The following is a 23,489-nucleotide window of genomic DNA, read 5'->3' on the forward strand; positions in this document are numbered from 1 at the left end:
TCTCGTCTTCCCGTCTTCGCGTCCCATGGCCAGAGCCAAGCGTCCCCGCTACATCGTCGGCGTCGATCTCGGCGGCACCAACATCGTGGTGGGCGCCGTGGCCGAGGACGGGAGCAAGGACTTCGCGATGCGGTCCGAGCCGACGCGTTCCGACCAGGGGGCGCAGGCGGTCGTGGATCGCATCGTCCGAATGATCGAGACGGCGATCCGCGAGACGGCGGCCACCACCGGGGGGCGTCGCGAGGACTTCCTGGGAGTGGGCGTGGGCGCGCCGGGGCCTCTCGATCGCGAGCGCGGCATCGTGATCACCACGCCGAACCTCGGTTGGCAGAACTTCCCGCTGCGCGACGTGATCGCCGAGCGGGTGGGGCTCCCCGTGACGCTCGACAACGACGCGAACTGCGCGACGCTGGGGGAATGGTGGCTTGGCGCCGCGCAGGGGGGGCGCAACGTGGTGGGGATGACGATCGGCACCGGGATCGGCGGGGGGCTCATCCTGGACGGGCGCCTGTACCACGGTTCGTCGGACATCGCGGGCGAGATCGGCCACACGACCATCGACGTCACCGGGCGCCGCTGCAAGTGCGGGAACTACGGCTGCCTGGAGGCGTACGCGTCGGGGCCATCGATCGCCGAGCGCGCGCGCGAACAGATGGCGGGGAACCACGAATCGATCATGTACGCGCTGGTGCACGGTGAGCTGGAGCGGCTGACCGCCGCCATCGTGTACGATGCGGCGAAGAAGGGAGACGAGGCGGCGCTGGAGGTCGTGCGCGAGACGGCGCGCTTCCTCGGGACGGGGATCGCGAACCTCCTGAACATCTTCAACCCCGACGTGGTGGTGATTGCCGGCGGGGTGACCCAGGCGGGCGATACGCTGTTCGACCCGCTGCGGCGCGAGGTTCGGCGCCGGGCATTCGCGCCGGCGGTGGAGGCCTGCCGGATCGTCCCCGGCTCGCTCCCCGGTACGGCGGGGGTGGTGGGGGCGGTGGCGACCTTCAAGCAGCAGGCACCGGGCGTGACGTGAGGCGCGTCGGGGTCATCGGGAGTTTCGTCTGGGACGTGATCCACGGACGGGACCCGCGCAGCGCACCGGTGGAGGAGTGGGGCGGGATCACGTACGCGCTCTCGGCGTTCGACGCCGCGCTCCCTGACGACTGGGTGGTGGTGCCGCTGGCGCGCGTCGGCTACGACCTGCATGCGCGCGCGCGCGAGTTCCTGCGCACGCTGCGCCGCCTCGCCCCCGACGCCGAGCCGATCGAGGTGCCCCAGCGGAACAACCGGGTGGAGCTGCGCTACCTGTCGGCGGAGCGGCGCAGCGAGGTGTTGACGGGCGGTGTCCCGCCCTGGCCGTGGCTCGGGCTCAAGCCGCTCCTGCGCGACCTCGACGCCCTGTACATCAACCTGATCAGCGGCTTCGAGCTGGAGCTGGAGACGGCGCAACTCATCCGGCAGCACTTCGCGGGCCCCATCTACCTCGACCTGCACTCGCTGGCCCTGGAGGTGCAGCCCGACGGGCTCCGCGCGCTGCACCCGGTGCCTAACGCGGCGGCCTGGCTGGCGTGCGCCGACCTGGTGCAGATGAACGAGGACGAACTGGCGATGTTGGCCCCCGACCCGATGGCGCTGGCCGCGACAGCACTGGCGCAGCAAGTGTCGGCGCTGGTGGTGACACTCGGGGCCCGGGGGGCGGTGTACTTCACGGCGCCGGGCTTCGACGGGCTGGGTGACCTCCAGCGGCGCGGCGCCGGAACATCCGTTCTCGGCGCGGTGCGCACGGCGCTCGTGGCGGCAGAACGTGCCGATGTCAAGAGTGGCGAGGGCGACCCGACCGGGTGCGGCGACGTGTTTGGCGCGACACTCTTCTCGCGACTGCTCGCCGGTGATACGTTCACGGTCGCGTTTCCGCGTGCGCTCAAGGCCGCCGCGCGAAACGTCGCGTACCGCGGGGCTCGCGGCCTCGCTCACCACCTCCGCGGCGAACTGATTCCCTCGTGACCACCGTCATCACCGTCCCTCCGTCGCTCGACGATCACACGTTCGAACAGGTGCTCGAGCAGCTGGCGCCGGTGGCCGTCGACCAGAAGGTCCTGGTCGACGCGCGACACACACGATGGGCGTCGCCCTACGGCCTGACCGCCCTCCTCACGCTCGCGCAGTCGCGCGGGACCCAGGCGGCCTTCACCGGCCCCGAGACCGAGGAGACGGCGTCGTACTGGCAGCGCGCGGGATTCTACCGCCATGCCGAGGAGCTCTTCGAGATGCACGGCCACGTCCCGCGCGCCCGCGCGCAGGTGGCCGAGTCGAACGTCCTCCTCGAGATCACGCCGGTGGCCAAGAGCGACGACGTGCACGATGTCGTCGAACGCATCCAGGCCAAGGCGCAGCAGATCCTCGTCAACGAGTTGAACCTGGACCCGATGGCGACGATGCGCTTTGCCATGACGCTTTCCGAAGTTTGCCAGAACATCGTGGAACACGCGCAGACCATGGGGTGGGTGGCGGTGCAGACGTACCGCTACCGCCAGCGGCTCGGCCGGCGCGTGGTGGTCATCGCCGTCTGTGACGCCGGCATCGGCTTCCGCCGCTCGCTCGAGAGCGCGCCGGGGCGCAAGCTGAGCGACCGGTGGGACGACGGGATGGCGCTGGAAGAAGCGGTGATTCGTGGCGTGAGTCGATTCCGGGATCCGGGACGCGGGCAGGGGCTCGCCGGGGTGCGTCGGTACGTCGGGCGGTGGGACGGGAAGCTCGCGGTGCGCAGTGGCACGGCGCGCATCGCCCTCGTGCCGCAGTGGGACGACGACCTCCCCATGCGCGAGAACCTGTCGCCGCTCCCGGGCGCCCAGGTTCAGATCACGATCCCAGAACGAGTGCCGCAGCGGTGATCTACCACATCTCAGTCAGCTCCGTCCTCCGCAAGACGGTCTGCGACCTGTACACGAACCTGGTCACGCGACCGACCGGGGTGGCGGTGCGCCAGGCCATCGAGGCGGCGCTCGCCGAGCTCCCCGAGCCGAACGTGACGGTCATCGACTTCGCGCACGTGAAGATGCTCGACTTCTCGTGCGCCGACGAAGTCGTCGGCAAGCTCCTCGACTACTACCAGCGGGCCGAGGGACAGCCCCAGCGCTACTTCCTGATCCGCGGCGTGCACGACGGCCACCTCGAGGCCATCGAGGCGGTGCTGGAGCGATACAACCTCGCCGTGATCGTCGAGGACGAGCACGGGACGATCCGCCTCGTGGGGTCGCTGGACGACGGGGCGCGCCGCGCGTGGCAGGTGGTCAATGCGCACGGGCGGGTGAAGCCGCAGGAGCTCGAGCGCGAGCTGGGGGCGCCCGCCGGTGTGGCATCGCGCGTACTCGACGTCCTCTCGTCGCGGCGGCTCGTGATGTGGCGCGACGACGGCTGTGTCTCCCTCCCCCAGGCGCTCTAGCGGGCGGCCCGGTGTCGCTGGCGTCCAATCCACCGCTGCAGGTCGTGGCCTTCTGGGCCACGCGTCGCGGTGACCCCGAGCGGGGGCCGCTGGTGCGCATGCGCCCCGACGATGCCGCCGAGCGGCTGCTCAACGAAGGCGACGTGGCCTGGATCCACGGACCGCGGCGGAACGAGCTGGCCACCATCGCCCTGGACGCGACCCTCCCCAAGGGGGGGATCGCCGTGCGCGACATCGCCGGACTGGCCGTCTCCGAGGTGGTGCGGCTCTCGCGCCCCGATCGCCCGCGCTGACCTCGGGGGGCGTTCGTTCGTCCTGTGTCACGGTGACTAGCTTTCCAGCCGTGATCCGATTCGCCAACGTCTTCAAAGAGTATCCGCGCACCGGCGTCGCCCTCAATGACGTGTCGTTCACCGTCAACAAGGGCGAGTTCGTGTTCCTCACGGGGCCGAGCGGCGCGGGGAAGAGCTCGATCCTGAAGCACATCTACTTCGACCAGCTCCCCACGCGCGGAGAAGTCTGGGTGAGCGGGACCCGTTCCAAGGGGGTCACGCGCAAGGAGATCTCGATGCTGCGCCGGAAGCTGGGGGTCGTGTTCCAGGACTTCCGCCTCCTCGAGGACCGCTCGGTCGAGCAGAACGTCGCCTTCGCGCTCGAGGTGATCGGGACACCGCACGACAAGATCCACCCGAAGGTGTCACGGCTCCTCACGCAGATGGGGCTGGCCTCCAAGTCCAGGAACCTTCCGCGCGAGCTGAGCGGGGGCGAACAACAGCGGGTCGCCATCGCCCGCGCGCTGGCCAACGATCCGTTCGTCCTCGTGGCCGACGAGCCCACGGGGAACCTCGACGATCGCGCCACGCGCGGGGTCTTCCAACTGCTGCGCGACATCAACGCGGCGGGGACCGCGGTGGTGATGGCGACGCACGACCTCGATCTCGTGAAGCGCGCCAACCTCCGCGTGCTGGAAGTCAATCGGGGGCAGTTGGTGTACGACTCGTCGGAAGAGAAGCGCCGCGCGCCGGAGCTGACGCCATGAGGGACGACGCATGAAGCTGGCCGTTCGCGAGGCACTGCTGGGATTCAGGCGGGCGCCGCTCCTCAGCGTGCTGAGCATCACGACGATCGCCTTCTCGCTCTTCGCCTTCGGCCTCTTCTCGCTGGTCGCGCTCAACATCCGCAATACGCTGCGCGCGGTGGAATCGCGGGTGGAGATCCGCGCCTTCCTGGCCGAGTCGGCCGAAGCCGAGGCGATCGCCGCCGCCATGGGCGAGGTGGGCGCCCTCCCGGAGGTGGCGCGCGTCGAGTACGTCACGCCGGAGCAGGCGTTGGCACGCGCGCGCCAGGAGCTGGGCGAGTTCCGCGACGTCTTCGAGGCCGGCTTCCTCCCCGGCTCCCTCGACATCCGGCTGCGCGAGGGGTATCGCGACCCCGCCACGGTCAAGCGGATCGCCGACCGGGTCCGGACGTACGCGTTCGTGGACGACGTCCGCTTCGGTGAGGAGTGGGTGCAGAAGCTCTACAGCATCCGCAACGTCGCGACGGCGGCCGGGATCATCCTTGGGCTCGCCTTCGCGGGCGTGGCGATCATCGTGATCGGGGCGACGATCCGCATGGCGGTCATGGCGCGGAGCCGCGAGATCTCGATCATGCGCCTGGTGGGGGCGACGGACGGCTTCATCCGGCGCCCGTTCCTCATCGAGGGGTTCCTCAAGGGGGTGATGGGTGGAGGGCTGGCGCTCCTCCTCACGTACCTGGCGAGCACGCTCATCTCGCGCTACTTCATCCAGACCGAGTTCTTCGACGCGCGGCTCGCGTTCCTCGGCTTGTTAGGCGGGGCCGTGATCGGCATCGTGGGCAGCGCCATCTCGGTCGGGCGCCAGATCCGCCGCGTGCTGTGACGGTGCGCGCCGCGCGCTGGACGGCGCTCGTGGTGGCGGGGGTGGCGCTCGCCCTCCCCCGCCCCGCGCAGGGCCAGAGCGCCGAGCAGCGGCTCCGGCAGCAGCGCGAGGAGCTGGAGACGATCCGCCGCGAGCGCGCGGAGCTGCAGTCGCGCCTGCAGGAGTTGCAGGGCCGGGCGCACGACCTGGCCGACGAGGCGCAGAACCTCCACCGGCAGGCCGAGGCGACCTCCCGCCTGGTCCGGTCGCTCGACCAGCAGCTCCTGACCATCAACGCCGACGTCGACTCCACGGCGACCTCGCTGGCGCGCGCCGAACAGGAGGTGCAGCTCCGGCGCGCCGCGCTCAAGCGGCGGGTGGTCGACATCTACAAGCGCGGCCCGCTCTACACCACCGAGGCGCTCCTGTCGGCCCGCACCTTCGGCGAGTTGGTCGGCCGCTACAAGTACCTGCACGAGCTGGCGCTGCACGATCGCGCCGTCGTGGCCCGCGTCCAGGTCCTCTACGACGAGATCGACCGGCAGCGCGCACTCCTCGTCAAGCTGCAGGAGGAGCTCAAGCGCAACCGCGAGGAGAAGGCGCTGGAGGAGCAGCGGCTGCGCTCCATGGAAGGGGCTCGGACGCGCAACCTCGCGCAGGTGCAACAGTCGCAGCGGCAGATCCAGGACCGGCTGGCCCGCATCCAGCGCGACGAGCAGCGGCTCGCGCAGCTCCTCGCGTCGCTGGAGGAGGCGCGGCGGCGCAGCGAGGCGCGCCCCAACGCGCCAGCCCCGACGGCCAGCACGCTCAAGACGAGTGACTTCGGGAAGCTCGACTGGCCGGTGGAGGGCGACATCATCTATCGGTTCGGACGCGCCATCAACCCGAACAACACCGCCATCCGCTGGAACGGGGTCGGGATCCGCGCCCCGCAGGGGACTCCGGTGAAGGCGATCGCCGCCGGCGAGGTGATGGTGGCCGACCCGATCGGGACGTACGGACTCACGGTGATCGTGCAGCACGGCGGCGGCGACTACTCGGTGTACGGCTCACTCTCGCGCGCCGACGTGCACAAGGGAGACAAGGTGGGGAAGGGCGAGGTGATCGGGGCGGTGGGCCGCGCCGACCCCGAGATGGACGCGCACCTCCACCTCGAGATCCGCCCCAAGGGGCGCGCGACCGACCCGCTGGCGTGGCTGACCCTGCGCGCGGGGAGTCGCTAGGAAGGGCGGACGGGAGTCGGGTGACGGGAGCGCGCGGCTGCGCCGCGCGCTGNCTGGGAGCACGCGCGGCGCAGCCGCGCTACTGCCGGTGGCTTTCAACGGCGATGGTCGGTCCGATACCTTTCGCCTCCGTCGCCGCCCCTCGACCCGTCGCATGCCCACACGCTCTCCCAGTTCCCGGCTCCCGTCTCCCGTCCCGCCCATCGCCCCGTTAGGCGCCCATGTCTCGACGGCCGGCGGCGTCCCGTCGGCCATCCCGCGCGCCAAGGCCATCGGGGCCACGGCGATGCAGATCTTCACCAAGCAGGCGAACCAGTGGAAGGAGCCGGCCATCGCCGAGGGCGATCGGGCCACCTTCCTGGGCACACTGGCCGCGACCGAGGTCGTCGTCACCAACGCGCACGACTCGTACCTCATCAACCTCGCCTCGCCGGACCCGGTGCTGTGGACCCGGTCGCTCATCTCGTTCGTCTCGGAGCTGAAGCGCTGCGAGGCCCTGCGGCTGACGTACCTCGTCTCGCACCCGGGCAACTACATGGACGATCGGGCGAACGGCCTGGCCCGCAACGCGGAGGCCATCAGCATCGCCCTCGACGTGGTCCCGGGAACGACCACGCTCCTCCTCGAGACCACCGCGGGGAGCGGCACGGCGATCGGCGCATCGTTCGAGGAGATGGCGGCGCTCATCGAGACGATCGATCGCTCGGTGCGGCACCGCGTGGGGGTGTGCGTCGACACCGCGCACGTGTTCGCCGCCGGCTACGACCTGGCGAACGCCTATGACGACGTGTGGCAGCGCTTTGGCGACACGATCGGCTTCGCGCGGCTCGGCATGATGCACCTGAACGACTCCAAGGCGCCCTTCGCCTCCCGCAAGGACCGGCACGAGCTGATCGGCGAGGGGGCCATCGGCGAAGGTGCGTTTCGCCGCATCATGACCGACCCGCGCCTCGCGGGCGTGGCCAAGGTGATCGAGACGCCGAAGGGAGACGAGCCCGAGGTGATGGACACGCGCATGCTGGAGCGCCTCCGCGCGTACGCCCGCGGCGAGTGAGGCCGCGCGCAGCGAGCGCGCGGCGAGGTGGCCGCCGTCGGGACTCGAGCCCGCGCGGGGGCGCCGCCAAACTGCGCCCCCGCACGCACGACCCGGCCGCCTAGAACCCGATCTTGTACACCAGCGCCACGTTCCGCCCGGGGTTCGCCGCAAAACTCTTGATGCGGCTCGTCGCGTCGAAGTACCGCTCGTCGAGCAGGTTGTCGGCTCGCAGCACGATCGTCTGCACCGTCGCCCCGCGCAGGAGCGTCCATCCGAGCGACAGGTTCATGAGCGTGTAGGAGTCGGTCGCGACGTCGAGCGCATCACCCGAGACCCTGGACTGGTCGAGGACGTGGCGCACGCCGCCCCCGATGCTCATCCGGGAATTGTCCCACCGCAGGTTCGCCGCCACACGGGCGGCGGGGATGTAGGGAAGGTTCGTGTCATCGGCGAAGCGTCCACGCACCCAGTCGGCGCTCGCGCCGAGGACCCAGTGGCGTGCGACCTCTCCCTCCCCCTGCAGCTCGAAACCGAAGAGCCGCGCGTCCTGCTGGAAGAAGTTCACCAGCGGGACGGTCGCGGGCCCCTCCTCGGTGTCGACGGTGCGCTCGCCCACGGCGCGAGGCGCGATGTAGCCGGCAATGGCGTTGAGGTACGTGCTGACCTGCACGAAGCCGCGCGCCGACTGGGCGCGCAGCACGCCCTCCACCCCCGTGCTCGTCTCGGCGCGCAGGTTGGGGTTGCCGACGTCGTAGGTGCCGACCGCGACGTGATAGCCGTCGGCGTAGACCTCGTCGACCGACGGCGCGCGAAAGGCACGCTGCGCGTTCACGTTGAAGGTGGCGCCCGTCGCGATGGGCAGGCTCAGCCCGAGCGAGGCCGACGTGTGGTTGAAGGCGCGCGTGAACCCCACGCCGAAGCGCGCGTCGTCGGCCGACTCGAGACCGAACCAGTCATGGCGCGCCCCCAGCTGCAAACGGGCGACACGGGCATCGGCTCCCCCGCCGGCTCGCAGCGGGAACTCCTGGAACAGCAGGACGGCGAGGTTCCGGTTGTCGGCCGACGGCGTGAACGCCTCCTCCCCGCGCGGGGTGTACGAACGGAGGTACCCCTGCACGCCCACCGACCCGGTGAGCCGCCCGTGCTGCGTGCGCCCGAGCACGTTGAAGGTCTGCGTGTTGAGGCTGAAGGTCGTCCCCACGGCCCCCGTGGCCTCGAGCTCGTCGTGCGTGTAGTGCTGCGCCGTGCCATCGACGCGGATGGTGGGGAGGAACGACGTCCCGGTGTTGAGGGTCGCGCGCAGCGCCGCCTGATTGCGGCCGCCATCCAGGCGGATCCCTTCCCCGCCGTCGGGGAACGGGACCCCGAACTCGAACTGGGTCGTGCGCACCACCACGCCAACCTGTGCGCGATCACCTACATACCCGATGCCGACGGAGCCCCCGACGTTCTCCGCGTCGGTATTGGCCTGCCGCCCGCCCCCCCCGACGCGCAGGTCGTCGGTCCGTCGCATGGTGCCGCGGACGACGAGGGCGAAGCTGTCACCGATGGGGATCGTCCCCCCGCCCCCCAGGACGCCGCCGGGCGTCACCGTCTCTCCCTGGCCGCCGAGGAAGAAGGATGACGTCCCCGGGACCGACGTCGGAATGTCGTTGGCGATGACGTTCACGACCCCGCCGAGTGCGTTGTTCCCGTACAGCAGCGAGGCGGGGCCGCGGATCACCTCGATCCGCTCGGCGCTGAACGGGTCGATCGAGAGCGCATGGTCCGCGGAGGCGCCGGCGAGGTCGCCGGTGCGCTCACCGTCCTGCAGCACGAGGATGCGATCGCCGGTGAGGCCACGGATGACGGGGATGTTGGCCATCGGCCCGTTGTAGCGCATCGCCATCCCGGGCTCCCCGGCCAGGGTCTGGGCGACCGATCCCCCCATGTTGAGGGCGAGGTTCTTCCCGGAGAGCTCGACGGTCGCCTGGGTGACGGCGAGCGGGTCGGTCCCGGTGGGCGCGGCCGAGACGATGACCCCCGTCAGGCGCAAGGCGGAGCGGCGCAGGACGATGTCCAGCCGCACGTCGTCGCCCGATTCCGGGATCGTGACCACGGCATGCTGTGGGGCGTAGCCGATGAGCGACACGTCGACGTGGTAGATCCCGGGCGCGAGGCCACGGATCAGGAACTCGCCGTTCGCGTCGGACTGGAGCACGCGGTTGACGACGCTCACCACGACCTGCGCGTGGGCGAGCGGGTGCCCCGCGCTGTCGCGCACCGTGCCGGCGATCCCCGGCACGACGGCGGGCACGGCGGCGCGCGGCGTGACCATGGGCCGTGGGTGGGCAGGTGCCGGTGCGTCGAACCCGGCAGGCGCCGACGGCACCGCCGCCGCGGCGATCGGTGCGGCCGCCATGAGGAGGGCGCCCTGTCGCATCGCCATGCGCGCGCCACTCAGCGCCCGCGCGGCCCAACCCGGCGTCGGGGGTCGGTTTCGGGGCGGCGTGCCGAGGGCGTGCACGACGGCGTATGCGATCGTGTGTACGATGGAATGAGGCGCGATCGAGCGATCGCGTACGAGGTATGTGCGTGACATGAGTGAATTCCGCAGCAACGCGTGTGACGCAGCCGACGGCCCGCGGGCGTGCGACTGACGTGGAGTCGGGAGCTGTGCAGGGTCCGCGCGCACTCGAGGGGAGGGCGCGGCGTCACTCAGGCCGGTGGGGCCCTCGACTGGATCGCGGCGTCGAGCGCCGCGTCGTGGCGCGCCAGCCAGACGGCGCGCGGCGGCCAGGCGCGGACGCCTGTGCCCGCGAGGGGCGTGCCCGGAACGAACGGGTCGGCGACGAGGTGTGTCGCCACATTGCACAGGACGCAGTGTTCCTGGTGCGCGATGGCGTGAGCCGACCCGGGCTCCTCGAAATGGACGATCGAGCGCTCGGATGCCGCGTAGGCCGCGGGTCGCGCGTCGATGAGGGACGCGACGCCAGGGGCGAAGCCCTGAACGACCGCCACGAGGGCGGCGAGCAGGCGAAGGGCGAGGCGTCTCGAGAGCATGCCATACCATAGCGGCCGTTGCGGGGCGGGACAATTCCCCGCGGCGCCCCCCGCATCTTCACGGCAATCGTCATGGCACGTACAGGTGCGGCTCCTAAGTTGACCCCGGTTCCGTCACTCTGGCGGGACTCCGGCGACGGGGCGCGTCGCGAGGGGCCCGTCGCGAAGGGAGCGCCGCGTCACCGTGCCAGTCCAAGCGTCGGCAGCCAGCTGCCGTGTCATGCGCCCCACCGCGCGGGGTCACGTCGGCGCGGTGCGCCTCGGCATCTACGTGGGCGTGCTTGCGCTCGTCGCCCTCGCCGCTCCGCTTGCCCTCGCAGCCCAGCAACGCGACTCCACCGCCAAGCGATCCAGGGCCGACTCGCTGCGGGGCGACAGCGCGCGCGCCGCCGACTCCCTCGCCCTCGTGCGGGAGCTCGAAGCGTCCGCGGCAAGCACCCGCCCAGCCGCCGCCGCGCAAGGCCCCAGCGGACCGTCCAACCCGCGCCTCCTGCCGGACCTGAGTGCCGTGGCCGATCTCATTGGTGATCTCTCACCCAAGGGGAGCACGCAAGAGGGGGGGAGTCGCCTCGGGATTCGCGAGGTGGAGGTGGCGATCCAGGCGGCGGTGGATCCGTTCTTCCGCGGCGACATCTACTTCGGCTTCTCCGACGCCGAAGGCGCGTCGATCGAGCAGGCGTATCTCACGGCCACGTCGCTTCCGTGGGGATTGGAGCTTCGCGCGGGCCGGCTCCTGCTTCCGGTCGGCAAGGCGAACACGACGCACCGGCACGACCTGCACACCTTCGAGTATCCGTGGGTGCTTCAACGATTCCTGGGCCCCGAGGGACTCAAGGGAACGGGGCTGTACGCCAGCCGGATCTTTTCACCGTTCGGGTTCTACCAGGAGGTGATCCTGACGGCGATGGATCGCTTCGGTGAGGCGCCCGAGGGGTTGCAGGCGACGGAGCAGCCGAACCGGCGCCTGGCAGGCATGGGGTATTCGGCCCGCCTGCGGAACTACTGGGACCTGTCGCAGGCCGCCAACGTCGAGCTCTCCGCATCGGCGGTGACCGGGCGCCGGGAGCAGCCCGTGACCGGCGCCGCGGGCGTCAACGCGACGCTCGCCCGGCAATCGGTCGTTGGGGGCGACGTCACCTTCCGGTGGCGGCCGCTGCAACAGGGGTTGTACCGGTCGTTCATCCTGCAGGGCGAGCTGCTCCGACAGCTCAACGAGCGCTCGCCGTCATTGCCGGCCGCCAGCGGGCCCGTCACGTACGACGGGCCGACCCGGGACTTCACGGGCGGGTACGCGTTCGCGCGATGGCAGCTGTCGCGGCGCGGCTACCTCGGGGCGCGCATCGACGCGCTGCAGGACCCTGCCTACGGCGGGGGAACGACACGGGCCGCCTCGGGTTACCTCCAGTTCTACCCCAGCGAGTTCTCGAAGCTCCTCGCCGGGGTCGAGCGCGTCGCCCCGCCTTCGGGCAACGCCCGGACGACGCGCGTCATCCTGCAGGCCACCTTCGCCCTTGGCCCGCACAAGCCGCATCCCTTCTGAGCCATCCTCGTCGCTTCCGATGACCCGCACCGCCTCGTTGCACCTGATCCTTGCGATGGCGCTCGCCACCTCCCTCGTCCCCGCGCGGGCGGCGGAGGCGCAGCTCCGCGTCGTCACCAGCACCACCGACCTCTACGACATTGCCCGCGCCGTGGGCGGCGACCGCATCGTGGCGGCCCACATCGGCGAGGGGTACCAGGACCCGCACTTCATCGAGGCCAAGCCGAGCTTCGTGCTCCAGCTGCAAAAGGCCGACGTCTGGGCCTTCGTGGGACTCGACCTCGAGATCGGGTGGATGCCGCTCCTGCTGGACGGGGCGCGCAACCCGCGCATCCGCATGGGGGGGAACGGCTACCTGGACGTGTCGCGCGTCATCCCCGTGCTCGACGTCGCCCGCGGCAACGTGGATCGTTCGCAGGGCGACGTGCACCCGCTGGGGAACCCGCACTACTGGCTCGATCCGGAGAACGGGCGCCGGATCGCGCGTCTCTTTCGTGACAAGTTCTCCGAGCTCGCCCCCGCCGACGCCCCGCGCTTCTCCGCGAATGAACGGGCCTTCGAGGAGCGGCTGGCGGCGGCCGAACGCGGCTGGGCGGGCGACCTCGCCGCCATCAAGGGAAAGCCGGTGGTGGCCTGGCACACCAGCTGGCGCTACTTCGCCGGGTACACGGGAATGACCATCGTCGGCTTCATGGAACCGAAGCCCGGCGTCCCTCCCTCGCCCTCGCACCTGGCGGGGCTCATCCAGACCATGAAGCAGACCGGGGCGCGCGTGATCGTCATGGAGCCCTTCTACGACCGGAAGACGGCCGACTTCGTGGCCTCGAAGACGGGGGCCAAGGTCCTCATCCTCCCCACCTCGGTGGGCGGCGCCAAGGGGCTCGACGACTACGTCTCGGTCATCCGCCACGACGTGCAGCAGATCGCGGCCGCCGTGCGATGAGCGACCTCGTCCTGTTCGAGGGGGTGACGTTAGGCTATGGCCGCCGGATCGTCCTGGCCAACCTGAACTTCAGCATCGCGGAGGGCGACTTCCTCGGCTTTGTCGGTCCCAACGGCGCCGGGAAGACGACGGTGCTCCGCGCGCTGCTGGGGACGCTCACCCCCATCGCCGGGACCGTGCGGCGGGCTCCCGGCCTCCGATTCGGCTATGTCCCGCAGCGAGAGCAGGTCAGCTCGCACTTTCCGCTGCGAGTGATCGACGTGGTCCTGATGGGACGTTACGACCGCATCGGCCTGGGGCGACGGCCGGGGCGCGACGACAGGCAGCGAGCCCTGCGCGCGCTCGAGCAGGTCGGCATCGGCGACCTCGCCGAGCGGCGGCTGACCGCGCTGTCGGGCGGGCAGAAGCAACGAACCCTCATCGCGCGCGCCCTCGTGGGCGAGCCCAACGTCCTGGTGCTCGACGAGCCGACCAACGGGATGGACCTCGTCTCCACGACGCAGATCCTGGGGCTCGTGCGCGACCTGCACGAGCGGAGCGGCCTCACCGTGCTGATGGTGAGCCACGCGCTCAACGAAGTGGCCAACTATGTCGAGCGCATCGCCCTCGTGGTGGGGGGCGGCTTCCGCATCGGCCGGGTCGACGAGATCCTCTCCGAGGAGACGCTGCGCCAGATGTACGGCATCGACGTGGAGGTCGAGAGCTTCGATGGCCATCGCGTCGTCCTCGCCAAGCGCGTCCCGTACAGCGGCGCCTTCCAGGTGACCGGACAGCACCCCGTCGGGAGGCCCGATGCTTGACGCCGTCCTCCTGTTCCGCGAGTCGCTCTACGGAACACTGGTCATCGCGCTGGCATGCGCCGTGATCGGGGTCTACGTCGTCCTGCGCCGCATCGTCTTCGTGGGGGCTGCGCTGGCGCAGATCTCCTCGGCGGGTATCGCGATCGCCTTGTGGCTGGCGGGGCTCGGGGTGGCGCACGGCCTCACCGGGCACCCGCTCGCGGTATCGCTCCTGATCACCCTCGGCGGCGTCGCCTTCTTCGCCACCCCCGACCGCGGCGACATCCCGCCAGACGCGGGGATCGGCGTCGCCTACGCCGTGGCGGCGGCGGCAGGGATCCTGTTCATCGCCAAGGCCAAGTCGGGCGAGGCACACGACATCTTCCTGCAGGGGAACATCCTCGGCATCACCCGGCACGACACGCTCCTCCTCCTGAGTGCGTCGCTCCCCGTCCTCGTCGCACACGCCGTGTTCTACAAGGAGTTCCTCTTCGTCTCCTTCGACCGCGAAACCGCGCGCACGCTCGGCTATCGCGTGCGGCGCTGGGACCTGGCGCTCTACCTCACGCTCGGCGTGGTCATTGCCTTCGCCATGCAGTTCGCGGGGGTGATGCTGGTCTTCAACTTTCTCGTCCTGCCCGCGGTGACCGGCCTCCTCGTCTCGCGGAGCATGCGGGGGACGTTCGTCGTGTCGATCGCGTCGGCCCTCCTCGCCGCGCTCGTCGGCTTCGCCGGTTCCATTCCGTTCGACTTGCCGACCGGTCCGGCGATCATCGCCGTCTCGGGGTTCCTCGTCGCCGTGGCGTGGAGCGTGAAGCACCTGCAACGAGGAAGTGCCTGAGGGGGGGCGGTCAGGGCATATGGGAGGGGTACGGAGGGGCACGGAGGGGCACGGAGGGGCACGGAGGGGCACGAAGGGGCACGAAGGGGCACGGAGGGGCACGGAGGGGCACGGAAGGGCGCTGAAGGGCGCTGAAGGGCGCTGAAGGCCACTGGGAGGCGCCGAGAAACGGCGAGGCGTGCGTATGGGCGCCGCGGAGGCATCGCGAAGGGCGCCGGGCACAGAACCCGCGGCGAGTTCGCGCGCGAGGAGCGTCGCCTCCCTCTCGCGCATGCCAGCAACGACGCATCATGTTTCCGCGTGCGCGACGAAGCCACGCCGATCTTCCGGCGCCGCGCGCGCGTCCCCGCCCTTGCCCCGCGCTAGCCCCGCCCGTGCCCCCCGAAACTCCCCCACTTCACTACCTGGTCGCATGCCCCGTCGCCGGCTGATCACCGAACGAGACGTCGTGCGTGCGCACCGCGAGCACCAGGCATCGATTGCCGCCGACGGCGCGCTCGTCACACCGGCCGCGCGAGACGCAGCCAGCAGACTCGGTGTCGTCCTGTCGACCGCAGCCGCCTCGCCGGGGACGTCGACGCCGGCCCCGGCGCGCCCATCCGTGACCGCGGCGCGCTCCCCCGAGCGTCGTCCCCCTCCGACCGCCGCCGCCACCCGCGTGGCGATCGGCGCCGACCACGGCGGCGTCGCCATGAAGGACGCGATCCTCGCGTACCTGCGCGAGCGCGGCGCGGCGGTGCACGACGTCGGCACCTTCGGAACCGATGCCGTCGACTATCCCGACTTCGCCGTGGCCGTGGCGCGCGCCGTCGCATCCGGGGCGGCCGACGTCGGGATCATGGTCGACGGTGCCGGGATCGGGAGCTGCATGGCGGCGAACAAGGTCCCCGGGGCGCGCGCGGCCATGTGCCACGACGTCACCACCGCGTCGAACGCCCGCGAGCACAACAACGCCAACGTGCTCACGTTAGGCGGGACGCTGATCGGCGCGCGCCTCGCGCTCGACATCGTGCGCACCTTCCTCGACACGCCGTTCGCCGGGGGGCGCCACGCGCGGCGCGTCGACAAGGTCGACGCCCTCGATGCGGCGCGTGTCCCTTGACGCTCCCTGGCGTCGCCTGACATCTCCTAACGCCACCTAATACCACCTAACGCCACCTGACGCCACCTAACGCTACTCGGCGCCCTCACCCCTTCCATCACCCCCACCCCCCGTGCCCCTCCCGTCTGCTCCTCGCTCGTCCTCGCGCCTCCTCGGCGCGTGCGTGCTCCTCGCCCTGGCCGCGCCGAGCGGTCTCCACGCCCAGGAGACCCCGACCCAGCGCGCCGCCGCCGTCGATGTCGTGAAGCGACAGGGTGAGCTGCAGCAGCGCATCGGCGCGGCCGCGCTGGCGACCCGACTGACCACCGCCGGGAACGCGCGGCGCGACGCCGTCGTCGCCCGGGCCCGGGCCCTCTGGGAGACCGAGCTCCAGGCGATGGCCGACGACATCACCCGGCATCCCGAGGTCGGCTTCAAGGAGGAGCGTTCGGTGAAGCTCCTCACCGACTACCTCACCAGGCACGGCTTCGCGGTGGAGACGGGGGTGGCGGGGCTCTCGACGGCGTTCGTCGCCCGCTACACCAAGGGGACGCCCGGCCCCAACCTCGGCGTCATCGTCGAGTACGACGCGCTGCGCGGGACGCTGCGGGACTATCACGGCGACCAGCACTCCGCGCAGGGGCCCGTGGGCCTGGCCGCCGCGGTCGCCGTGGCGGAGTTCCTGACCAGCAGCAAGACGCCGGGGACCGTCACCGTGTACGGCACGCCAGCCGAGGAGATGATGCCCCCGCCCTCGAAGAGCGTGATGCACCAGGGCGGGGTCTTCAACGGCGCCGACGTCATCGTCCGCTCGCACTCGTCGACCAACACGCAACGTCCCGCGCCCGGCTTCGGCACCTGCTGCCTCAACATCGACGGGGTGCGCTACGTCTTCTCCGGCGCGCCGGCGCACCAGATGACCGCCTGGGAGGGGCGCGACGCGCTGACCGCCGTCATCCACCTCTTCCAGGCCATCGACGGGCTGCGCAAGAACATGCGTCCCGAGACGCGCATCCAGGGGATCATCACCGAGGGGGGGAAGGCCCCCAACGTCGTCCCCGACCGCGCGGTGGCCGACTTCTACATCCGCTACCCGGACGAGGTGTACCTGGCACAGGTCCGTGAGCTGGTCGACAACGCGGCGCGCGGCGCCGCGCTCGCGACCGGGACGAGGGTGACCATCGAGAACTACGGCGCCATGCGCGACGGGATCTCGGTTGCGGCGCTGAACGAGGTCGCCTTCGCGTACCTCAGGAAGTACGGCGCGACCCGCGTGCTGACCGAGCCCCAGAAGCCGCAGGGCTACGAGGAGACCGGCTCCGTCTCTCGCGACATTCCCGGCGCCGGCTTCTCCGCATTCACCTCGACCGGCGGCTTCCACACGTACGAAATGGAGGCCGACGCCCTGGGCGAGGTGGGACATGCCGGCTTCCGCATCGATGCCATGGCCATGGCGGCGCTCCTCACCGACTTCGCCACCGACGCCGAGTTCCGCGCCAAGGTGAAGGAGGAGTTCGCGACCACCAGGGCGCTGTTCGGCGATTACGTGGCGGCACTGCAGAAGGCCTACCCCCTCCCGGCGGTCAAGTAGCGCGGCGTCGTCCGCCAGACGCAACAACGGGGCGCCGGCCGGCCTGGCTGGCGCCCCCTCGTCGTCTTCGCGCCTCACGCAGGCGGGAACCCGCCTCGTCCCCGCCCCGCTCAGGCAGGGACCTTGGCGCCTCCCCACCCTGCAGGATCGGCATCCTGCTCGAAGAGCGCGTCGAGGTTCACGAGCAGGCGGTCTCCCTCGCGTCGCACCGCGAAGCGGTCCATCGCCCGTGTGGCACGCCCCGAAATGAAGACGCCATCGGGTTGGTACTGCGACTTGTGGCGCGGACACTGGAAGCGCCCGGCCGTCGGGTTCCAGCGAAGGGCCGTGTTCTGGTGCGGGCAGCTGAGGGCGAAGGCGTACAGCATCCCCGCATGGCGGGCGATGATGACCCCCGCCTGCTTGTCGATCGAGACGCCGTCGGTTGCCGGGACGGGATACGCCACCTCCTGTCCGCCAGCCGCAACCCCGCGCACCACGGCCGCCGGGAGCGCCATCGCGTCGCGGGGGAGGAGGCCGTCCACGGCCAGCGCGGCCAGCGCGGCCAGCGCCGCCGCCATCCCGCCAAGGAAGGCGCGACGGCTGGCGCGCAGGTCACACCCGCCGCAGGCCTCGGCACCGGGCGGCTCGGCAGCTGGTGTGCCTTCTGGTTCCATGCGGTACATGATCTCCCCCATCAGGCAGCGGTCACGAGGAACGTGCTCGACAGCACCAGCGCGAACCACAGCGCCAGGCTGGCGTACGAAAGGCCGGCGAGTCGCTTCCACTGCCGCCGCTCGCCCTCGGGGCCAGGCGGCGCGGGAATCGGGCGTTCGGCGCGCGTGATGAGGGCGCCGTTGGCGAGCAGCGCAACCAGCAGCCCCATCTTCACCCAGAACACCGGCGTCCCCAGCAGCGTCTCCACGTCGGCGGCCAGGAGGAGGATCCCGCTGGCGACGACTACGCCCAATCCCAGGAGGATCGCGCGGTGCGAGGCGCGCAGCCCTTGCAGCGCGTGCGCGCGCTCCCCGGGCTCGCGGCGCGCCGCGGCCAGGGTGGCACGATCGGTCGTCACCGCACCACCGCCGCTGAGCAGCACCCCCCCCAGGTGCGCGAACATCACGAACGACTGCAACACGGTGCTGTGGTTGTACAGGTCTGCCCACGGCTGTGCAGCGGCGGCGAGATGGGCCACGATGGACATCGCGCTCACTCGCGGCGGAATGGCGGCAGCATCATCAGCCACCCCGCGGCCGCGATCCCCATCGAGGTGAGGGCCAGCGACTTGTGCGTCTGCAGGCGTGAGCGGTCGCTCCCCCCCTCGTCCTCGGCGAAGGCCGGGGTGATCGCGAATCCCGCATCGGCGGCGAGCATCAGGACGGCGTGGGCCGTGCGCCAGCGACGGGCAGTCGGGTCCCGACGTGAGTCCCACCAGTTCCACCCCCCCGTGAGCGTGTTCACGCCGAACAGGACCCCCGTGGCGCCGGCGAGCGCCGGGTGCCAGTCGCGCGCCCACTTCGGGGCGCCGTCACGCCCCTTGTCCAGCAGCTGCTGCCCCGCTGCGTACTGCGCGACGAAGATCGGGAGCATCGTCCACGATGCCAGCTGGTGGATGCGCAGCCTACGCCCGTACCAGTCGCTGTACTCGATCGCCGCCGGGCGCCGGCGCGTGGTGTCGCCCGGCGCGGCCACGACCACCGCGCGGGAGGGGAGCTCGCCGGGCGGCCCCATCACGAATGGCGAGGCGACCCGCTCCTGCCCTCCTGCCAGGGAGGGAATCGCAAGGGCCGCGGCGAGCGCCATGGCGCCCAGCGCTCCGGTCGGCGCCCTGCGTCCGTGCGAGGAGTTCACCCACATACCATCCCTCCGCTGGTGGTTCGTCGGTCGCGTCCCGGAGATCTAGCGCGATCCCCTTAACGACCGATGAATGCCCGCGCTCCCCCTTCCCTTCGCGGGCACCGGGATTTCACCCTCACGCAGGGTGGGGGATGCCCATCTTGCATCACCATTCCCCCCGGTAGATTACGGGCATGAAACGCATCGACGCCCTCGACTATCACGCCCTTCCCAAACCGGGGAAGATCGCGGTCGTTCCGACCAAGCCCCTGAACAACCAGCGCGACCTTTCCCTGGCCTACTCGCCCGGGGTCGCGGAACCCTGCCTGGAGATCCAGAAGAACCCCAACGACGCCTACCGCTACACGGCGCGGGGGAACCTGGTCGCCGTCGTGACCAACGGCACCGCGGTCCTCGGGCTCGGGAACATCGGCGCGCTCGCGGGGAAGCCGGTCATGGAGGGCAAGGGCAACCTGTTCAAGCAGTTCGCCGACATCGACGTCTTCGACCTCGAGGTCGGGTCGGAGAACGCCGACGACGTGATCCGCTTCTGCCAGCTCCTCGAGCCGACCGTGGGAGGGATCAACCTCGAGGACATCAAGGCGCCCGACTGCTTCTACATCGAGGAGACGCTGCGGAAGACGATGAAGATCCCCGTCTTCCACGACGACCAGCACGGGACGGCGATCATCTCCGGCGCCGCGCTCCTCAACGCCGTCGAGGTCGTGGAGAAGGACATCTCGCAGATCCGGGTCGTCTTTTCGGGGGCGGGCGCGTCGGCCATCGCGACCGCCTCGCACTACGTCCGGCTCGGAGTCCGGCGCGAGAACATCACCATGTGCGACAAGGCCGGCGTGATCTGGAAGGGGCGCCCCGAGCACATGGATCCGTACAAGGCGCGTTTCGCCAACGACACCAGCGCCCGCACCCTCAAGGAGGCGCTGGCCGGGGCCGATGTCTTCGTGGGGCTATCGGCGGCTGGGGCCATGACCCAGGACATGGTGGCGGTCATGGGCCCCAACCCCATCATCTTCGCCCTCGCCAACCCCGTCCCGGAGATCCTCCCCGAGGAAGTCAAGGCGGTTCGCGACGACGCGATCGTCGCCACCGGACGTTCGGACTACCCGAACCAGGTCAACAACGTCCTGGGCTTCCCCTTCATCTTCCGTGGGGCGCTCGACGCGCGAGCGACCGAGGTCAACGAGGAGATGAAGATGGCCGCCACCCGCGCCCTCGCCGCCCTCGCCAAGGAAGACGTGCCGGAGTCGGTGTCGGCGCTGTACGGACTCAGCAAGGTGAAGTTCGGGCGCGAGTACCTGATCCCCTTCCCCTTCGACCCGCGGGCCCTGCTGTGGGTGGCGCCGGCGGTGGCGTGGGCAGCCGTGGCCAGCGGAGTCGCCCAGGAGTTCATCGAGGTCGAGGAGTACCGCCAGCAGCTGGAGGCCCGCCTCGGCCGCGCCAAGGGGATCATGCGCGGGATCATCAACCGTGCCCTTCGCGACCCCAAGCGGATCGCCCTCCCCGAGGGCGAGGCGCGCAAGATGATTCGGGCCGCCCGCCTTCTCGTGGACGAGGGAATCGCCCAGCCCATCCTGCTCGGCAACGAGGAGACCATTCGGCGCAAGGCGCAGCAGGACGGCATCGACATCTCCGACATCCAGATCGAGGATCCGGCACGCTCCCCGCGACTGGAGAGCTACGCCGTGCACCTCTGGGAGCGGCGGCAGCGCAAGGGATTGTCGCTGGCGGAGGCGCACCGTCGCGTCGTCAATGGCAACTATTTCGGGAACGTCATGGTCGCCAAGGGCGACGCCGATGCGCTCCTGACCGGGATGACGACCACCTACCCGGAGGCGCTCCGCCCCGCCCTGGAGGTGATCGGGGCCAATCCCAAGGCGGGGCTGGTCGCCGGGATGTACATGCTTGTCTTCGAGAAGCACGTCATCTTCTGCGGTGACACGACCGTCAACATCGAGCCGACATCGGAGCAGCTGGCGCAGATCGCCTACGCCGCCGCCCGCATCGTGCGGGCCTTCGGGCAGACGCCGAAGGTGGCCATGTTGTCGTTCTCCAACTTTGGCTCGGTACGCCACCCCGAGGCCTCGCGGGTGGCCCAGGCCGTGGCGCTCGTTCGCCAACGCGATCCGTCGCTCATGGTGGACGGCGAGATGCAGGCCGATACCGCGGTGGACGAAGCCATCCTCGCCGAGTCGTTCCCGTTCAGCACTCTCAAGGAATCGGCCAACGTGTTGATCTTCCCCAACTTGAGTGCGGGGAACATTGCGTACAAGTTGTTACGGGACCTGGGCGGTGCGACCGCCATTGGTCCGATCCTGGTCGGCATGGCCCACCCTGTTCATATCCTGGAGCAGGGGGCGGACGTTCCCGACATCGTGAACATGGCCGCCGTCGCGGTCATGGACGCGCAGGAGCGCGGACGCTCGTCGTCACGGGATCTGCAACCCCCGGGCGGGGCACGCGCGTTTTCCTTCCTCTGATCGTCATACTCCACCTACCAGGGCCACGCCCGGCGCTCCCGGCCGCGGCGTGCCCATTTCCCGACTTCTCATGGCCATCACGACTTCCCCCCAGAATGCCCTCGCGGGCCAGGGGCTCAATCCGAAGGGGACGATCCACTGGAACCTCATCTCCCCGATGCTGGTGCAGGAGGCGATCGCGCGCCACGAAGGGACGCTGGCCGACATGGGCCCGTTCGTCGCCATCACCGCGCCGCACACCGGGCGGTCGCCCAACGACAAGTTCGTGGTGAAGGAACCCTCCACCGCCGGGGACGTCGACTGGGGGAAGGTGAACCAGCCGATCTCGGAGGAGCACTTCGAGCTCCTCCTGGCAGAGGTGCGGGCGTACCTCGATGCGCTGGACGACGTGTTCGTCCAGGACCTCTTCTGCGGCGCCGATCCCCGGCACCGGCTCAGCGTCCGCTACGTCACGCCTAACGCCTGGCACGCCCACTTCGTGCGGAACATGTTCATCCGCCCGGCAGCGGACGAACTGGCGAGCTTCGCCCCCAACTTCACCGTCCTGCACGCCCCCGAGTTCCACGCCACGCCCGAGAAGCACGGAACGCGCAGCGGAACCTTCATCGTCTTGCACCTGGCCAAGCGCATGATCCTCATCGGGGGGACGCGCTACGCCGGCGAGCTCAAGAAGGCGATGTTCACGGTGATGAACTACCTGATGCCGAAGCAGGGGGTCCTCTCCATGCACTGCTCGGCGAACATCGGCCCCAAGGGTGACACCGCCCTCTTCTTCGGCCTGTCGGGTACGGGGAAGACGACGCTCTCGGCCGACCCGGAGCGCGGGCTCATCGGCGACGACGAGCACGGCTGGTCGGACGAGGGCGTCTTCAACTACGAGGGCGGGTGCTACGCCAAGGTGATCAACCTGTCGCCGGAGCAGGAGCCCGACATCTATGCCACCACGCAGATGTTCGGGACGATCCTCGAGAACGTCGTCCTCGACCCGGCCACGCGCAAGGTGCGCTTCGAGGAGCAGACGATCACCGAGAACACGCGCGCCTCGTACCCGCTGCACTACATCCGCAATCACGTCCCCTCGGGACGCGGCGGGCACCCGAAGAACATTGTCTTCCTGACCGCCGACGCCTTCGGCGTCCTCCCGCCCATCGCGCGCCTGACGCGCGAGCAGGCGATGTACTACTTCATGAGCGGCTACACCGCCAAGGTGGCGGGGACGGAGCGCGGCGTCACCGAGCCGCAGGCGACGTTCTCCTCGTGCTTCGGCGCGGTCTTCCTGGTGTGGCACGCCTCCAAGTACGCCGAGATGCTCGGCCAGCTGATCGACGAGCACGGGTCGCGCGTCTGGCTCGTGAACACCGGTTGGAGCGGCGGCCCCTACGGCGTGGGCTCGCGGATGAAGCTCGCCTACACGCGCGCGATGGTCCGCGCCCTCCTCGACGACGCGCTCGAGGGCATCCCCTTCTCCCCCGACCCCATCTTCGGGCTGTCGATCCCGGCCAAGGTGCCTAACGTCCCGTCCGAGGTCCTGGACCCGCGCCGGACGTGGGGCGAGGGCGCCGCCTACGACGCCCAGGCGAAGAAGCTGGCGGAGATGTTCCGGAAGAACTTCGAGAAGTTCGGGGCGGTCGCCCCGGCGATCGTCGCCGCGGGACCCAAGGGCTAGCGACACGACGCGCGCGTCGGCATCCGCGTTGCCGACGTCCCGGAACGACTCACCCGCGCCATCCGGCCGCCCTGCAACAGCATGATGCTGGCGCAGGGCGGCCGTTTCGCCATCTTCT

General features: G+C 70.4%; 22 protein-coding genes. 17 read left to right on the top strand and 5 right to left on the bottom strand.

From position 1 onward, the window contains the following. Positions 1-25: 25 nt before the first annotated feature. The 9 genes from ABS52_11530 (at position 26) to ABS52_11570 (ending at position 7,593) form a co-directional block, all read left to right on the top strand. On the top strand, positions 26-1,027 hold the full coding sequence (locus ABS52_11530; GenBank protein ID ODT02903.1) for a hypothetical protein: 1,002 nt from the start codon (positions 26-28) through the stop codon (positions 1,025-1,027). Next, positions 1,024-1,998 carry a hypothetical protein gene (locus ABS52_11535; protein ID ODT02904.1) on the top strand — a complete coding sequence of 325 codons (975 nt, stop codon included), beginning with the start codon at positions 1,024-1,026 and terminating at the stop codon, positions 1,996-1,998. The genes ABS52_11530 and ABS52_11535 overlap by 4 nt, the downstream gene beginning before the upstream one ends. After that, entirely contained in the window at positions 1,995-2,885 is an 891-nt protein-coding gene (locus tag ABS52_11540) for a hypothetical protein (GenBank protein ID ODT02905.1), read from the top strand. Before ABS52_11535 ends, ABS52_11540 begins: the two co-directional genes overlap by 4 nt. Then, positions 2,882-3,436: a hypothetical protein gene (locus tag ABS52_11545; protein ODT02906.1), complete on the top strand. Its 555-nt coding sequence runs from the start codon at positions 2,882-2,884 to the stop codon at positions 3,434-3,436. Before ABS52_11540 ends, ABS52_11545 begins: the two co-directional genes overlap by 4 nt. An 11-nt stretch (positions 3,437-3,447) precedes the next feature. Further along, complete coding sequence (locus tag ABS52_11550) at positions 3,448-3,729, top strand: hypothetical protein (protein ODT02907.1); 282 nt, start codon at positions 3,448-3,450, stop codon at positions 3,727-3,729. Positions 3,730-3,779: 50 nt separating this feature from the next. Next, positions 3,780-4,475 carry a cell division ATP-binding protein FtsE gene (locus ABS52_11555; GenBank protein ID ODT02908.1) on the top strand — a complete coding sequence of 232 codons (696 nt, stop codon included), beginning with the start codon at positions 3,780-3,782 and terminating at the stop codon, positions 4,473-4,475. Positions 4,476-4,485: 10 nt separating this feature from the next. Then, positions 4,486-5,337 carry a hypothetical protein gene (locus ABS52_11560; protein ODT02909.1) on the top strand — a complete coding sequence of 284 codons (852 nt, stop codon included), beginning with the start codon at positions 4,486-4,488 and terminating at the stop codon, positions 5,335-5,337. Next, positions 5,334-6,539, top strand: coding sequence for a hypothetical protein (locus tag ABS52_11565; protein ID ODT02910.1), 1,206 nt, complete (start codon positions 5,334-5,336; stop codon positions 6,537-6,539). The genes ABS52_11560 and ABS52_11565 overlap by 4 nt, the downstream gene beginning before the upstream one ends. A 154-nt stretch (positions 6,540-6,693) precedes the next feature. Then, on the top strand, positions 6,694-7,593 hold the full coding sequence (locus tag ABS52_11570; protein ODT02911.1) for a hypothetical protein: 900 nt from the start codon (positions 6,694-6,696) through the stop codon (positions 7,591-7,593). A gap of 100 nt (positions 7,594-7,693) precedes the next feature. Here the strand turns inward: ABS52_11570 and ABS52_11575 are convergent, their stop codons facing one another. Further along, on the bottom strand, positions 7,694-10,156 hold the full coding sequence (locus tag ABS52_11575) for a hypothetical protein (protein ODT02912.1): 2,463 nt from the start codon (positions 10,154-10,156) through the stop codon (positions 7,694-7,696). Between the two features lie 116 nt (positions 10,157-10,272). Continuing rightward, complete coding sequence (locus ABS52_11580; protein ID ODT02913.1) at positions 10,273-10,617, bottom strand: hypothetical protein; 345 nt, start codon at positions 10,615-10,617, stop codon at positions 10,273-10,275. 220 nt (positions 10,618-10,837) lie between these two features. On the opposite strand from ABS52_11580, the gene ABS52_11585 reads away from it, so the two are divergent. The 6 genes from ABS52_11585 to ABS52_11610 all read left to right on the top strand — a co-directional run bounded on the left by ABS52_11585 (position 10,838) and on the right by ABS52_11610 (position 17,392). Next, complete coding sequence (locus ABS52_11585; protein ODT02914.1) at positions 10,838-12,157, top strand: hypothetical protein; 1,320 nt, start codon at positions 10,838-10,840, stop codon at positions 12,155-12,157. Positions 12,158-12,176: 19 nt separating this feature from the next. Continuing rightward, positions 12,177-13,100, top strand: coding sequence for a hypothetical protein (locus tag ABS52_11590; protein ODT02915.1), 924 nt, complete (start codon positions 12,177-12,179; stop codon positions 13,098-13,100). Next, a complete protein-coding gene (locus ABS52_11595) occupies positions 13,097-13,900 on the top strand; it encodes a hypothetical protein (protein ODT02916.1) in 804 nt (267 codons plus the stop codon). Before ABS52_11590 ends, ABS52_11595 begins: the two co-directional genes overlap by 4 nt. After that, positions 13,893-14,720 carry a hypothetical protein gene (locus ABS52_11600; GenBank protein ODT02917.1) on the top strand — a complete coding sequence of 276 codons (828 nt, stop codon included), beginning with the start codon at positions 13,893-13,895 and terminating at the stop codon, positions 14,718-14,720. The genes ABS52_11595 and ABS52_11600 overlap by 8 nt, the downstream gene beginning before the upstream one ends. 691 nt (positions 14,721-15,411) lie before the next feature. Beyond that, positions 15,412-15,822 (top strand): ribose-5-phosphate isomerase, encoded by a 411-nt coding sequence (locus ABS52_11605; protein ODT02946.1) that lies wholly within the window; start codon positions 15,412-15,414, stop codon positions 15,820-15,822. 163 nt (positions 15,823-15,985) lie between these two features. Further along, entirely contained in the window at positions 15,986-17,392 is a 1,407-nt protein-coding gene (locus ABS52_11610; GenBank protein ODT02918.1) for a hypothetical protein, read from the top strand. Positions 17,393-17,502: 110 nt separating this feature from the next. Here the strand turns inward: ABS52_11610 and ABS52_11615 are convergent, their stop codons facing one another. The 3 genes from ABS52_11615 to ABS52_11625 all read right to left on the bottom strand — a co-directional run bounded on the left by ABS52_11615 (position 17,503) and on the right by ABS52_11625 (position 19,228). Further along, entirely contained in the window at positions 17,503-17,952 is a 450-nt protein-coding gene (locus ABS52_11615) for a hypothetical protein (GenBank protein ODT02919.1), read from the bottom strand. A gap of 116 nt (positions 17,953-18,068) precedes the next feature. After that, entirely contained in the window at positions 18,069-18,575 is a 507-nt protein-coding gene (locus tag ABS52_11620) for a hypothetical protein (GenBank protein ID ODT02920.1), read from the bottom strand. Positions 18,576-18,580: 5 nt separating this feature from the next. Next, positions 18,581-19,228 (bottom strand): hypothetical protein, encoded by a 648-nt coding sequence (locus ABS52_11625; GenBank protein ODT02921.1) that lies wholly within the window; start codon positions 19,226-19,228, stop codon positions 18,581-18,583. A 173-nt stretch (positions 19,229-19,401) separates the two neighbouring features. Here ABS52_11625 and ABS52_11630 point away from each other — a divergent pair, with 173 nt between their 5' ends. After that, a complete protein-coding gene (locus ABS52_11630) occupies positions 19,402-21,705 on the top strand; it encodes a malic enzyme (protein ID ODT02922.1) in 2,304 nt (767 codons plus the stop codon). A 70-nt stretch (positions 21,706-21,775) separates the two neighbouring features. After that, positions 21,776-23,371 carry a phosphoenolpyruvate carboxykinase (ATP) gene (locus ABS52_11635; GenBank protein ID ODT02923.1) on the top strand — a complete coding sequence of 532 codons (1,596 nt, stop codon included), beginning with the start codon at positions 21,776-21,778 and terminating at the stop codon, positions 23,369-23,371. Positions 23,372-23,489: the final 118 nt, after the last annotated feature.

It is taken from the genome of Gemmatimonadetes bacterium SCN 70-22, assembly GCA_001724275.1.
Taxonomy (GTDB): Bacteria; Gemmatimonadota; Gemmatimonadetes; order Gemmatimonadales; family Gemmatimonadaceae; genus SCN-70-22.

Coding starts and splice junctions, on each gene's coding strand:
- ABS52_11595 (ODT02916.1), top strand. CDS start 13,097: ATGAGCGACCTCGTCCTGTTCGAGGGGGTGACGTTAGGCTATGGCCGC.
- ABS52_11635 (ODT02923.1), top strand. CDS start 21,776: ATGGCCATCACGACTTCCCCCCAGAATGCCCTCGCGGGCCAGGGGCTC.
- ABS52_11580 (ODT02913.1), bottom strand. CDS start 10,617: ATGCTCTCGAGACGCCTCGCCCTTCGCCTGCTCGCCGCCCTCGTGGCG.
- ABS52_11570 (ODT02911.1), top strand. CDS start 6,694: ATGCCCACACGCTCTCCCAGTTCCCGGCTCCCGTCTCCCGTCCCGCCC.
- ABS52_11615 (ODT02919.1), bottom strand. CDS start 17,952: ATGGCGGCGGCGCTGGCCGCGCTGGCCGCGCTGGCCGTGGACGGCCTC.
- ABS52_11575 (ODT02912.1), bottom strand. CDS start 10,156: ATGTCACGCACATACCTCGTACGCGATCGCTCGATCGCGCCTCATTCC.
- ABS52_11620 (ODT02920.1), bottom strand. CDS start 18,575: ATGTCCATCGTGGCCCATCTCGCCGCCGCTGCACAGCCGTGGGCAGAC.
- ABS52_11600 (ODT02917.1), top strand. CDS start 13,893: ATGCTTGACGCCGTCCTCCTGTTCCGCGAGTCGCTCTACGGAACACTG.
- ABS52_11630 (ODT02922.1), top strand. CDS start 19,402: ATGAAACGCATCGACGCCCTCGACTATCACGCCCTTCCCAAACCGGGG.
- ABS52_11605 (ODT02946.1), top strand. CDS start 15,412: ATGAAGGACGCGATCCTCGCGTACCTGCGCGAGCGCGGCGCGGCGGTG.
- ABS52_11625 (ODT02921.1), bottom strand. CDS start 19,228: ATGTGGGTGAACTCCTCGCACGGACGCAGGGCGCCGACCGGAGCGCTG.
- ABS52_11560 (ODT02909.1), top strand. CDS start 4,486: ATGAAGCTGGCCGTTCGCGAGGCACTGCTGGGATTCAGGCGGGCGCCG.
- ABS52_11585 (ODT02914.1), top strand. CDS start 10,838: ATGCGCCCCACCGCGCGGGGTCACGTCGGCGCGGTGCGCCTCGGCATC.
- ABS52_11590 (ODT02915.1), top strand. CDS start 12,177: ATGACCCGCACCGCCTCGTTGCACCTGATCCTTGCGATGGCGCTCGCC.
- ABS52_11530 (ODT02903.1), top strand. CDS start 26: ATGGCCAGAGCCAAGCGTCCCCGCTACATCGTCGGCGTCGATCTCGGC.